Consider the following 13,524-nt stretch of genomic DNA (forward strand, 5'->3'; position numbering starts at 1 on the left):
GAGTGAAATAGAACCTGAAACCGTTTGCGTACAAGCAGTGGGAGCACCCATGTGGTGTGACTGCGTACCTTTTGTATAATGGGTCAGCGAGTTACTTTCAGTGGCGAGGTTAACTGAATAAGGAAGCCGTAGAGAAATCGAGTCTGAATAGGGCGCGAGTCGCTGTGAGTAGACCCGAAACCGGGCGATCTAGTCATGTGCAGGATGAAGGTTGGGTAACACCAACTGGAGGTCCGAACCGGGTAATGTTGAAAAATTATCGGATGACGTGTGACTAGGAGTGAAAGGCTAATCAAGCCCGGAGATAGCTGGTTCTCCCCGAAAGCTATTTAGGTAGCGCCTCGTGAATGATTACTGGGGGTAGAGCACTGTTTCGGCTAGGGGGCTGTCATGGCTTACCAAACCGATGCAAACTCCGAATACCGGCTAATTGAATCACGGGAGACACACGGCGGGTGCTAACGTCCGTCGTGAAGAGGGAAACAACCCAGACCGCCAGCTAAGGTCCCCAAGTACTAGTTAAGTGGGAAACGATGTGGGAAGGCATAGACAGCCAGGAGGTTGGCTTAGAAGCAGCCACCCTTTAAAGAAAGCGTAATAGCTCACTGGTCGAGTCGGCCTGCGCGGAAGATGTAACGGGGCTAAAACTAGTCACCGAAGCTGCGGATGTGCACTAAGTGCACGTGGTAGGGGAGCGTTCTGTAGGCTGATGAAGGTGGATTGAGAAGTCTGCTGGAGGTATCAGAAGTGCGAATGCTGACATGAGTAACGATAATGAGGGTGAAAAGCCCTCACGCCGGAAGTCCCAGGTTTCCTGCACGACGTTAATCGGAGCAGGGTGAGTCGGCCCCTAAGGCGAGGCTGAAGAGCGTAGTCGATGGGAACCAGGTTAATATTCCTGGACTTTTTATAAGTGGTGAAGTGGGGACGGAGAAGGCTAGATAAGCCAGGCGTTGGTTGTCCTGGTACGTGCATGTAGGGGGATGGTTTAGGCAAATCCGGACCATTATTAACTCTGAGGTGCGACGTGGTGCTGACACTTCGGTGTACAGCGAAGTTATTGATGCCCGGCTCCCAGGAAAAGCTGCTAGCCATAACTTATAGAGAACCGTACCGCAAACCGACACAGGTGGACAGGTAGAGAATACTAAGGCGCTTGAGAGAACTCGGGTGAAGGAACTAGGCAAAATGGTACCGTAACTTCGGGAGAAGGTACGCCCTTTCTGGTGATGGGATTTACTTTCAGAGCTGGAGAGGGCCGCAGAGACCAGGTGGCTGCGACTGTTTATTAAAAACACAGCACTCTGCAAATTCGTAAGAAGACGTATAGGGTGTGACGCCTGCCCGGTGCCGGAAGGTTAATTGATGGGGTTATCTTCGGAGAAGCTCTTGATCGAAGCCCCGGTAAACGGCGGCCGTAACTATAACGGTCCTAAGGTAGCGAAATTCCTTGTCGGGTAAGTTCCGACCTGCACGAATGGCGTAACGATGGCCACACTGTCTCCACCCGAGACTCAGTGAAATTGAAATCGCTGTGAAGATGCAGTGTACCCGCGGCTAGACGGAAAGACCCCGTGAACCTTTACTATAGTTTTGCACTGGACTTTGATGATAACTGTGTAGGATAGGTGGGAGGCTTTGAAGTGAGGACGCTAGTTCTCATGGAGCCGACCTTGAAATACCACCCTGTTGTTATTGAGGTTCTAACTTGGTCCCGTAATCCGGGATGAGGACAGTGTATGATGGGTAGTTTGACTGGGGCGGTCTCCTCCCAAAGAGTAACGGAGGAGCACAAAGGTACCCTCGGTACGGTCGGACATCGTACCAAGAGTGTAAAGGCATAAGGGTGCTTGACTGCGAGAGCGACGGCTCGAGCAGGAACGAAAGTTGGTCTTAGTGATCCGGTGGTTCTGAATGGAAGGGCCATCGCTCAACGGATAAAAGGTACTCCGGGGATAACAGGCTGATACCGCCCAAGAGTTCATATCGACGGCGGTGTTTGGCACCTCGATGTCGGCTCATCACATCCTGGGGCTGAAGCAGGTCCCAAGGGTATGGCTGTTCGCCATTTAAAGTGGTACGCGAGCTGGGTTTAGAACGTCGTGAGACAGTTCGGTCCCTATCTGCCGTGGGCGTAGGAAAATTGAGAGGAGCTGCTCCTAGTACGAGAGGACCGGAGTGGACGAACCTCTGGTGTACCGGTTGTGACGCCAGTCGCATCGCCGGGTAGCTAAGTTCGGACGGGATAACCGCTGAAAGCATCTAAGCGGGAAGCCTCCCTCAAGATGAGTTTTCCCATGAAGCCCGTTGAAGACTACGACGTTGATAGGCAAGGTGTGGAAGCGCAGTAATGTGTGCAGCTAACTTGTACTAATTGGCTGATTGTCTTGACCATATAATCTGAATTACTTCAGATTAACTGAATGTGACTACAAGAAAAGTGGGTTGGGTTAAGACCCAACCTAAAAAAAATGTGTACTCTTTATTTACCTAACGCATGATTCGGGTATAATGCGCCCATTAATCATGTTAAACCAGTTTTCCTGGCGACCATAGCGGTTTGGAACCACCTGATTCCATCTCGAACTCAGAAGTGAAACGAACCCGCGCCAATGATAGTGTGAGGCTTCCTCATGTGAAAGTAGGTCATCGCCAGGGTTTTATTCTTAAAAGCGGCTAACTAAGCCGCTTTTTTTTTATCAAAAAATCGTATCCTAGAAAACACTTCGAATTTCTTTATTTTCTGTATAGTAAAATTTAAATAGCGACAGATTGCCCTTCTCCTGTAATCCGATATATTTCTTAATTTTTGATCGTTTTAATTAAAACCTTATCTCGATAAAAGCTAATTATCGAGATACACTGATTTAAAAATTATTCAGGCAGATTAATGAAAAAAAATTTTCTCATTTATGGTTCTTATGGGTATACCGGTAACTTAATTGCTCAGCTAAGCCTACAGCAAGGATTAAAGCCGATATTAGCAGGAAGAGATGAAGAGAAATTAAAACGGCAAGCAAGGGCTTTGAATTTGGAGTATCGAGTATTTGATGTGAACGATTTGGATCAAGCTAAAAATGCTCTTGAGGATCTTATCGCAGTAATTCATTGTGCGGGTCCATTTAAGTATACCTCCAAAAGCATGGCGCTGGCCTGTCTTGCTACAAAAACCCATTATTTGGATATTACCGGTGAGGTGATGGTAATAGAAGAACTTATGGTGATGAATGAACAGGCAAAAACTCATGGTATCATGCTATTACCTGGTTCTGGATTTGATGTAGTTCCTAGTGATTGTTTAGCTGCTTATTTAAAACATGCTTTACCAGATGCCAATCGATTGATTCTTGCCATTGGTACATTTGCTCAAAGTTCACATTTAGGTATTTCTCATGGTACTGCTAAAACGATGTTGGAAGATATCCCTGAGGGAACTAAAATACGAGATGAAGGAATTTTAAAAACAATTCCGTTTTGTGGAAAAACCCAATTTTTTGATTTTGGGAGCGACAAGAAATTGTTGTGTGCCACTATTTCATGGGGGGATTTGGCATCTGCTTGGTGGTCTACACAGATTCCACATATAGAAACGTATATGGCATTGCCGAAAAAAATAATAAAGCTGAAAATTTTTATTAACTTCTTTAAATGGTTTTTAAGTTGGACTCCAGTTAAAAGCTATCTAATGCATAAAATTAATCAATTACCCGCTGGGCCTACCGAGGATCAAAGACAACACTCAGTTGTAAAAATATATGCTGAGGTAACCAATGAAGCGGGCAAACAAATTGCTGCAGTAATGACTACACCTAATGGTTATACCTTAACTGCCTTATCAACGTTATTGATAATTCAAAAAGTTTTAGCAGGAGATGCTCCGATTGGTTTTCAAACCCCTTCCAGTGCATATACAGAAGATTTAATTATGGAACTGCCTGAAGTAACGCGCGTTTTGGTTAATCCGTGTTAACATCCATTTCGTTTTCAATCTGGAGAAAATATTTTCATAACCCATTATAATTTACGTTTATATAGATTTTAAAAATGCATAAGGAAATTAGATGACTATTGAAAAAATTGAAAAAGGACTTAATGGCCTAGAAACTGGTATTGAAGAAGTAAAATTAATGAATTTGGAGTTGAATAAAAATAATGATCGTTTCCAAGCCCTTATTGAGCAAATGGAGGAGCGACTCAATCAATATGAGAATGCTCTAAATGCAGCACAACAAATAAAAATGAGTAGTGGAGAGTTACTAAATAAGTATGGCATGATGAAACCGCCAAGCCAGCAAGAGTCTTTAACAACCACATTGGAACCCCGTCGTCCTTGAGTTACAGTTATAGGCCCCTTAATTTGGGGATTATAGAAGCTGCGGTGATTTGCGTTAATTTCTTTCAGATTTCTTGATTGCTTAATCAGCTAAATGAATTGAGCATTCTGAACTCATTGCAAAAGCAATCAAGCTAATCTGTATAATTTAATCGGATGATCCCGATGTTTTAACATCACATTACCAACAAATTCGCCCTTAATTTCAGGTAATTCCTTCATGGCATCTTCAGAAATAAGAACATGAGAATTATATGTTTTATTTAACTGCTCTATATGCGCAGCTGAATTGACTACATCACCAATAATGGTATATTCCTGTCTTTTTTTAGTGCCAATCGTACCTGTGATTGCATGACCAAAATGGAGTCCTATTCCTAATTTGAGATCAGGTAGATGGCCTTTTTTTACCTCCTCTTCAGTGCGTTTTATAATCTCAAGTGCTGCGTTTACGGCATTAGCCACATCATTGCCACTCGATATAGGCGCCCCAAATACAGCCATAAAACCATCACCTAAAAATTTATTGATAATCCCTTTATTATCATGAATGATTTTGACCATAAATTTAAAAATATTATTGAGATAATTAACCGCAATTGATGGTTCGCTTACCTCGGTAAAATGAGTGAAATTTCGCACGTCCAAAAACATAACACAAACAGGTATGTACTCACTGAAATTACCATCCTTAGATAATAATTTTGAGACAACTTCAGGTGAAACATGCTGACCAAATATACTTTCAATTCGGTCACGTTCTTTTTGTGCCTCAAATGCCACAAACAATTGCTTTTTAATTTGTGATGTGACAAAAGCGGTAGCAACCCCAGCAACTAATAACATTCCTCCTCGATTGGCAAAGGCATACCATGCGATTAGATAGTAATCAATTCCTTCGATTGGGGTGTAATGCAACACGTAATAAGAAAAAAACCAATATTCAATGGCTGCAACCATTCCTGAAAACCCACATAACCATTCATTTAAGGTCAGTGAAGACAGAATAATGAATATAAAATAAAGTAAAACAGGTGGCATTAAAAGAACATAGATTGGGGTGTGATAATTTATGAGAACTATTATTCCTATTGTTGGAATATTTATTTCGATGAACGCTTTAATATATTGTATTACGAGGGGAATATTTTTCTGATGAAGCATGTATTGAGCAACAACCATACGCATTAATAAAAAATAAAACGCTACCGCCACTAAAGAACTCGGCATAACCATCGGGGATACGTTCGCTTGTCGATAATATACTTCAGGGGAATGAATAAAAAATATTATCCAAATGAGAGCCATTAGAATAAAAATAATAGATAAAATGGTTGTTCTTAACTTTTCAGTTTTTAATATTTCCAATTCCAAAAGAGATTGAGTCATTTACACTAACCCATGAGTCCATTTCTTTTATTTTAGATTAAAATTATAAATAACAATTATTTGCTTGAATGCAGTTCCTCCGAACCCGAGAACATGTTCCGTCATCTCGTATGCAAGGTGGGCTTTCCGATCCTAACAGGGTTTGACCGGATAGGATTGGGCTGTTGCTCCCTATCCAGGCTACAATTTTGATACATACTTACATCGATACCAAATGTTTATCTTTAAGTTGCACATAATGTTGTGCTGAATATTCTAATCTCTCGATTTCTTGATCAGTTAATTTTCTAATTGCTTTAGCTGGGTTACCAAGATATAAATAACCACTCTCCAATTTCTTTCCAGGAGTGACTACAGAGCCAGCAGCAACCATTACATGACGCTGAATATGTACTGCATCTAAAATTAAGGCGCCCATACCAATCAGACAGAAATCATCCACCCGGCAGCCATGCAATACCGCTTGATGTCCAATTGTAATCCCTTGGCCTAAAATTAATGGTTGTCCACCAGCAGTATAAGGACCATCATGGGTAACATGCAAAACAGCCCCATCTTGAATACTGCAGGCATTGCCTATTTTAATGGAGTTCACATCTCCGCGTATCACGGCCATAGGCCAAACAGATACATCGTCGCCCAGAAATACATCACCAATGACTACTGAGGTAGGATCAATGAAAACTCTTTGGCCTATTGAAGGTGATTTACCTTGAAAACTACGAATTGCATTATTCATGTTATTAAACCATAGTTACAAATTCTTCAGCGCTCGTGGGATGAATCGCAACCGTATTATCGAAATCTTTTTTACAAGCGCCCATTTTTATTGCCACACCAAAACCTTGGAGCATTTCATCCGCTGCTACTCCAATAACGTGCAAGCCAATAATTTTTTCTTCTTTGCCCAAGGTGACTAACTTCATCACTGTAGGTGTTTTTATTTCTGCAAATGCATCAAACATAGGAGTAAAACGAGTTTGATACATTTTGATCTGATCTTTACCGTATTGCTCAATGGCTTCTTCTTCACTAAGGCCAACTGTTCCTACAGGAGGATGACTAAAGATTACAGTACAAATATTATCATAGTTTAAACACGCCTCAGGTTGCTGGCCAAATAAACGATCTGCTAAACGTCGACCCGCAGCAATTGCTACAGGGGTAAGTGCAGGTGCATTCGTTACATCACCTAAAGCATAGATTCCCTGCGCGCTCGTATTTTGAAAGGCATCGACTAAAACTAAACCTTGTTGATCAGTTGCAACGTTTACCTTTTCTAGATTTAATCCAGATGTTCTGGGTGTCCTTCCCGCGGCGACAATAATTACGTCTATGTCCTGAATAATTGAACCGCTTACAGCGCATACTATAGATTTTCTGCCATCGCTATGTAAATTAATTTCTTGTGCTTTATGATTCGCATGAATCTGAATGCCTTGTTGCTGCATTATATCCATTAATGTTTCTCCCAAAACTTTATCAAAACGAGATAAAGGTCGAGAACCTCGCATTAAAAGATGGGTTTCACTTCCCAGGCTGTTTAATACTCCGGCCAGTTCCACTCCGATATAGCCGCTTCCAATAATTGCAACTTTTTCAGGTTGTTTGGTTAATGCAAAGAAACCGTCCGAGTCAATCGCATGCTGAATCCCATGAATTATTGGTAGTGAGGGCTTGCCACCCGTGGCAATGATGATATGCGGTGCCTGATATAAAGAATCATTTACTTTGATCGAGTGTGCATCGTGAAATGTCCCTAAACCTTGAATCAGGGTGATATTAAATTGAGCAAAACGTCGTGCATAATTTTCCCTGAGTCGGTCTATATAAGCATTACGCTTCGTAACGAGGGTATTCCAGTCAAGTTGAGTTGAAGGAGTAGAAAACCCATAGTCGGGTGCATGGTGCATGATGTCACAAATCATGGATGCATTGAACATAATTTTTTTGGGGACACAGCCTAAATTAACGCAAGTACCACCCAAGTGATTAGGTTCTACCACTGCTACTTTAGCGCCATGCTTTGCGGCTCGAACAGCACTGGCGATACCACCACTGCCGCCACCTAATACAATAAGATCAAAATGGTTATTTTTCATAGACAATTTTTGACAAATAAGTTTATATTATCAGGAAGTGTCCAAGCAACCAATATAAAATCCCAATAAATGAAGTTTGAGTAATGGGATGTTTTTCCCTTGTCCTGCTTTTATTGCTTAAATTCTAACAAGAATATCTTTAGGTGATGAAAGCAAAATTATATCGCTCTAATTTGTATTGTTAAGTAGTACAAAAGCAGCTGATTTCAAAACTGAATTATCTTTTTAAATAATTTGTAATCATTTTTTCGGATCTCTTTCTTGAGGCTTATCAAGGATTAGGTTTAGGAGATTTTGGGTTGCATTTTAGACTTATCCTGGTTTTTACCTGCAAGAGGGCGGAGATCTTGGTTAATGATCTTTAATAAGGAGATTAATATGCCAGTATCAGAGATTAAAATTAGTCGTTTGGTGATTTTGGGAGATAGTCTATCGGATAGGGGTACTTTTAATAAACGGATGCTTTTTGGTTTTATTCCTTTGGGAGATATTTATGAAGTAGGTTTTGATGCACCTAGAGGGCGCTTTACTAATGGATTTGTCTGGGGAGATTATTTTGTTACAGCGATTATTGAACAATTTGAAATAGAACATGCTCGTAAAAAACTGAAAGTCACGCGGGATGCGCGGGGGAATGCAGACGTGGCCGACGCGATTTTAGCTAATGATCATCATTTGTTGAGCAAAAATGAGACGGCATTTAGTCTCAATAGTGATAAACATATTTTATACAAAGGAGAACGCTTTGCCCGCTTCTATTGCGAAGCGGGTTTAACCTCATACGATTATAAGACCCAACTCACGCTGAATCCCATGGATGAAGCAGCTCGACTGGTCTTAAGCCATTTAGAAGAGAAACAAAAGTTACTCAGTGCGGACGATAAAAAATATCATATTAGTGCTCGGGAAAAAGCTGAAACTTTAGTTATTGAATGGTCTGGGGCGAATGATTTAGTTACGGTAAATTCCGAACCTACATTTCTTGAAGCAGATAATGCAATTAATGCGCGAATCGCCAATCTTGAAACCTTGATTCAACAAGGGTATAGGAATTTTGTTTTATTGAATTTACCCGATCTATCCTTAACTCCAAAATATAAGGCTAAAAGTAAAACAGAACAAAATAATGCTGCTGAATGCTCGGCACATTTTAATGAGCAATTGGCAATTAAAGTACAACAAATCCTGGAAAAGTATCATGGCCTGAACATCCCTTTGAATCTTTCAGTTTTCGATGTCAGTAAACCCTTTAAGGAAATTTATGATCATTGTAAAGATTATGGTTTTGATGAGGATAAATTAACATCTCCATATATTGAGTCGGATGAATTTAAACAAAATCAAAAAAATCCTGTGGATCAAGAAGAACATATTTCGCCAGCCAAAGGCTACATGTTTTGGGACATCTTACATCCCACTATGAATATGCATTCTTGGCTAGCAGTAAAATTTAAAGAAGCCTACAATAAAATTTTTAAATTTACTCCTCCTGAATCATTAAGAAAATGCCGTAAGGAAGCAGAAGATGCAATGGGTCATTTTTCACCTGCCTCCTACGCCCATTTGCCGCAAGATTTAGTACAAATAATAAGTACTATGCATAGCAATGCAGTAAATATGGCTAAGTCATTCAGCTCATCACGTCGTGAAAAAGGCGAGTTATTGAAACAATTTATTTTTGAACTGAAGTGTCAAAGTGGTAATTTACGAGAGATTGATGCTTTTATAAAATCATTTATGCAAGATCCAGAGAATATAAAAATAATAAAAAAACACAATAATCCCATATTTGATTTTTTTGCGGGTAAAAAAACGACCCGCTCAGAAGATCATATGGGTGAGCTCAGTCGAGCGCTTGTAGCTCATCTTAATGTTCCGGAACAACTAACCATGTGATGAAAGAAATTTCGCTGCTGGCAGGTCGTCATCCCCAGTGCAATGAGGAATCTCTCAAAATACGGTGCTACAGCATGGAGATCCCTCGCTACGCTCGGGATGACAACCTTTCACGGAATGAGTTGCAGCCGTTTTATTCTGCACTTACTTTAAATGCCACATCCACATTGCCGTGAATTGCTTTAGAATAGGGACACACTTCGTGAGCTTTGGCTACCAATTCTTCTGCATCTTGTTGATTTAGACCCACGACATATGCATGCATTTCAACGCCAAGTTTAAATCCTTGTTCTGGTGTGGAATACAAGGAGACTTGAGAGAGAATAGAGGCATCTTTTAAAGGAATGTTCTGTAAACGAGCGACATGACGCATGGCACTTTCGAAACATGCAGCATAACCGGCAGCAAATAGTTCTTCGGGATTGGTACCGCCACTTTGGCCACCAAGTTCTTTAGGTTTCGCAAGGTCCAGTCTTAATAAGCCGTCTGATGTTTCTATATGACCCTCTCGACCACCATGTGTACGCGCTGTTGCGGTATAAAGTGCTTTCATTTTTTAGTCCTTTAATTATTAAGAATAACAAAGTTAGAGTTGATTGATGAATTTGTCAATCAGAAGTAACCCTATATATTATATTGCATTCATGAATTGGCACATTAGGGCTTTTGACTCCGTAAAACAAACCCTTATCTAAATAATTACATACCTGATTTGTATTTAATGAATTAAGGCATTGGGATAAGGTCTTGTGCTGACAATGTGGAAAAATTGCATTCGTTTTGCTTATCGCTTGATAATGCTGATCACCCCAGCTGTTTATATCGCTCGTGTAATAGGTAGTATAATTTTTAATTTTAAGATTATTATCCAGGTTAAATATTTTCATCCCTGGGTAATTATGATGGACGCGACTAACACTGGGCGTAGAATAAGCATAGATATTGGTGCCATGATCTAAACTGATTTTTCTGAGTTCATCCATGTGCGTATGTGAAGAAAGCAGGGTAATTTCTCCATATGATTTTTTATTGTTATTTAATATTTTTATAAATTCATTGACGTATTTTTTATGCCAAATAGGTGTCCCCTGGTATGAATTGCCAGGTGGTTCATGCATAGCAATTAATAGCTGTTTGGCATGATGTGTTTTTAATTGTTGATCGAGCCATGAAAGTTGGATGGCGGCATCGTGTTCTTGATTGGGGTATTCAGAAAGTACGGGTGTTTTTGTCCATTGAGTTGCATTTAGGGCAATTAAGATAATTTGTTTATTTCCAGGTATCACATAACTGGAATAATATCCATCGTGGCTCATGTGACTGTCATCGATAATTAATTCTTTACAATGAGCACAGGCTCCATTCCAGCCTGCAGCAAAATTTAACGGAGAAACACCATTCGCTTCAAAAGGTTGATAATTACCCAGTAAGGAATCGTTATTCCCTGTGATATAAAAAATAGGTTTCTGCCCTTTGTCGTTTTTATATAACTCTTCAAATACAGTCTTTTCGAACTCCCCCTTTTTCGATGTATTAAATAAAGAGTGAGTGGGTAAATCACCTAAGCAAAGAATAAAATCTACTTTTTCGCTTAATTTTGCATATTGCTTCATCGCAATATTTAGAAATTCTGGACCCGTGTCTTCTCCGTCATTTGATGAGTTACTGCTGCCGTAATGAATATCACTAATGGTTAAAAAGTTAGGTGCTGCATGTACTGAATGAAGAAAACAAAAAATCAATAAAACAACTTTAAGTGGGTTCAAGTGCATCTCCATTGATGATTAATTATGTTTATGAGCCAATCCAATGATATCAACTTATGACGTTGTGGCTGCATCCAGGTCAATTGCTATTAAGAGAAGCCCCTCACCCACTGGGTGGGAGAGGGGCTGGGTGAGGGCATTAACTGCAATATGCCATCCGCCCTGTAAGCCTCTTCTCCACATAGGAGAAGGGACGTTTCACTATACCCCTAGGCAGCTTCGCGAATACTCCAGGTTCTTTGCGCCTGATTGGGTAAATCCAAGGCCTCTACCCAGAGAAGAGCGGGGTTACCCGAAGGATTAATGGATAGCGTCTTAGCCGACAACATGACCGCAAAAGGATATTTTTTGGCCACTGCTTGCAATGTTGACCATACTTTTCCTGGATCAGCCTGGTTGTCATTGACTATCAGTTCATTGCCTCGATAGATGACATTAACAGATTGGCCTCGTAGCGCAGTTCGTAGTGCTGACTCCAATCGGCGCCATTTCCCTTGATGTGCTTTTTGTCTTTCTGCTTGTGTCGGATTCAATTGAAAACTAATTCGTTGATGCGGTGAAAAAATTCGACTCAAACGACTGCTTCCCGGGCTATTTTGTAAGAAGTAAGTGCATAGGGCATCCAACACAGGACGGCCAGGGCCAGAAGCTCTACCTGGTTGTCGGTTAACATACATTGCAAAAGCTAAAGTATGGCCATTGGCTGTATATAAATACCCCGAAAGACTGTTTATTCCAGTCATAGTGCCTGTTTTAGCGCGCACAAATCCTTGTTGCGTTGGAATTTTAAATCTTTTTTGCAAGGTTCCATCACGCCCGGATATGGGTAATGCGGCGATGTATTCATAAGATAATGGAAAACGTTGGTATAGGAATTTTAATAGGGATATGGTTTGTTCTGGGGTTACTAAACTGTACCTTGATAAACCTGAACCATCAGTAAAAATTGCATTGCTGAAATCAATGCCTGTTTGTGATTGTAAAAAATTCTTAACTAAGGGCTGAGCATCTCGCCAGTTGACGGGTATTCCTTTATTGAGTTTTTCTGCAGCATGCAGGTACAAGCTGTCTGCATAGAGGTTATCTGAAGGCTTTAATGTATCTGCCATCAATTGTGATAACTGTTTGGAGTGCTGTGTCGCAATTAATAAAGAGCCTGTTGGCGTTTTACCTAATTGGACCTGACCATTGAGTTGGATATTCGACTTTGCTAATTGACTCTTGATCATGGCTTGGGCATACATTAGAGGATTTTTTATTGCCAGTCGTTGTTGCACTGCCCACTGTCCAACACCAACGCAACCGCGAACAGTTAAATGGTTCTCTTGATCCAAACTAAAACCTACACCACAGCCTTTGCTATCCGCTTTGGTTGTTGCCTGATTGTTTAGGGCAATCGCGCCCCCGCCATCATCTACTTCAACCACGGCGGGATCGCCAGCTTGAGCTCCAGGATTAACAGTGACAGTCAAGCGATTGGAGTCAACCATAACTGGTGCGTTGGGTGCACCATAGCTGTAAGATAAATCAGTTGTCAGCCATCCGGGTGGATAGGGGTCTACATTAGCCAGGCTGCTGTCAATGTAGACATTACCTTGAATGGTATGGATGTTCCATTCTTTCAATGAAGAAAGCAGGGTATTTAAATCATCACGATTAAAAGAGGGATCTCCACTCAGTCGCACATAAACGTTCCCCTGCAGCACCCCTTGTTGTATTTTTCCTGAGCTCATACTTAATTGGTTTTTAAAACGATAGTCTGGCCCCAGTACCATTAATGCTGCTGCTTCAGAAAAAAGTTTTAAATTACTTGCAGGGATATATAATCGTTGTGCATTACGACGATATAAAACTTTACCGGAAGTGAGGTCAAGGACGACAATTCCAAGATTGACATTGGGGTTGACGCGATTAATCAAGCGATCTACTTCAGTTTGGATACTGGCACTATAGGCGAATGCGGATAAGGCCAATAAAAACACGCCAGTCAATGTCTTTCTCATCGATGTCGTTCCTTTTGTTGTACCCTATACAGAAT

General features: G+C 40.8%; 9 protein-coding genes and 2 rRNA genes (1 of these 11 only partly in view). 5 read left to right on the plus strand and 6 right to left on the minus strand.

Translation table 11 applies throughout. From position 1 onward, the window contains the following. From ACF8MK_RS09050 to ACF8MK_RS09065, 4 genes are all read left to right on the plus strand, one after another. Positions 1-2,395 (plus strand): 23S ribosomal RNA (locus ACF8MK_RS09050); it begins 499 nt to the left of the window's first position. Positions 2,396-2,542: 147 nt separating this feature from the next. Further along, positions 2,543-2,658, plus strand: a 5S ribosomal RNA gene (gene rrf, locus ACF8MK_RS09055). A gap of 232 nt (positions 2,659-2,890) precedes the next feature. Further along, the gene (locus ACF8MK_RS09060) at positions 2,891-3,970 is read left to right on the plus strand and encodes a saccharopine dehydrogenase family protein (RefSeq protein WP_392536372.1); all 1,080 of its coding nucleotides are present in this window, start codon (positions 2,891-2,893) and stop codon (positions 3,968-3,970) included. 91 nt (positions 3,971-4,061) lie between these two features. Then, entirely contained in the window at positions 4,062-4,334 is a 273-nt protein-coding gene (locus tag ACF8MK_RS09065) for a hypothetical protein (protein ID WP_392536373.1), read from the plus strand. 128 nt (positions 4,335-4,462) lie between these two features. Here ACF8MK_RS09065 and ACF8MK_RS09070 read toward each other — a convergent pair whose 3' ends face one another. The 3 genes from ACF8MK_RS09070 to gorA all read right to left on the minus strand — a co-directional run bounded on the left by ACF8MK_RS09070 (position 4,463) and on the right by gorA (position 7,824). Beyond that, a complete protein-coding gene (locus ACF8MK_RS09070; protein ID WP_392536374.1) occupies positions 4,463-5,722 on the minus strand; it encodes an adenylate/guanylate cyclase domain-containing protein in 1,260 nt (419 codons plus the stop codon). Between the two features lie 199 nt (positions 5,723-5,921). Then, positions 5,922-6,461, minus strand: a complete 540-nt coding sequence (locus ACF8MK_RS09075) for a gamma carbonic anhydrase family protein (RefSeq protein WP_392536375.1) — start codon at positions 6,459-6,461, stop codon at positions 5,922-5,924. 4 nt (positions 6,462-6,465) lie between these two features. Next, a complete protein-coding gene (gene gorA / locus ACF8MK_RS09080) occupies positions 6,466-7,824 on the minus strand; it encodes a glutathione-disulfide reductase (RefSeq protein WP_392536376.1) in 1,359 nt (452 codons plus the stop codon). A gap of 378 nt (positions 7,825-8,202) precedes the next feature. Between gorA and ACF8MK_RS09085 the strand changes: the two genes are divergently transcribed. Next, positions 8,203-9,720 (plus strand): SGNH/GDSL hydrolase family protein, encoded by a 1,518-nt coding sequence (locus tag ACF8MK_RS09085; RefSeq protein ID WP_392536377.1) that lies wholly within the window; start codon positions 8,203-8,205, stop codon positions 9,718-9,720. A 133-nt stretch (positions 9,721-9,853) separates the two neighbouring features. Here ACF8MK_RS09085 and ACF8MK_RS09090 read toward each other — a convergent pair whose 3' ends face one another. The 3 genes from ACF8MK_RS09090 to dacB form a co-directional block, all read right to left on the minus strand. After that, positions 9,854-10,273, minus strand: a complete 420-nt coding sequence (locus ACF8MK_RS09090; RefSeq protein ID WP_265705195.1) for an organic hydroperoxide resistance protein — start codon at positions 10,271-10,273, stop codon at positions 9,854-9,856. A gap of 55 nt (positions 10,274-10,328) precedes the next feature. Then, positions 10,329-11,492 (minus strand): metallophosphoesterase, encoded by a 1,164-nt coding sequence (locus tag ACF8MK_RS09095; protein WP_392536378.1) that lies wholly within the window; start codon positions 11,490-11,492, stop codon positions 10,329-10,331. Positions 11,493-11,695: 203 nt separating this feature from the next. Further along, complete coding sequence (gene dacB / locus ACF8MK_RS09100) at positions 11,696-13,489, minus strand: D-alanyl-D-alanine carboxypeptidase/D-alanyl-D-alanine-endopeptidase (RefSeq protein WP_392536379.1); 1,794 nt, start codon at positions 13,487-13,489, stop codon at positions 11,696-11,698. Positions 13,490-13,524: the final 35 nt, after the last annotated feature.

Source organism: Legionella sp. 227, from assembly GCF_043161935.1.
Lineage (GTDB): Bacteria > Pseudomonadota > Gammaproteobacteria > Legionellales > Legionellaceae > Legionella > Legionella sheltonii.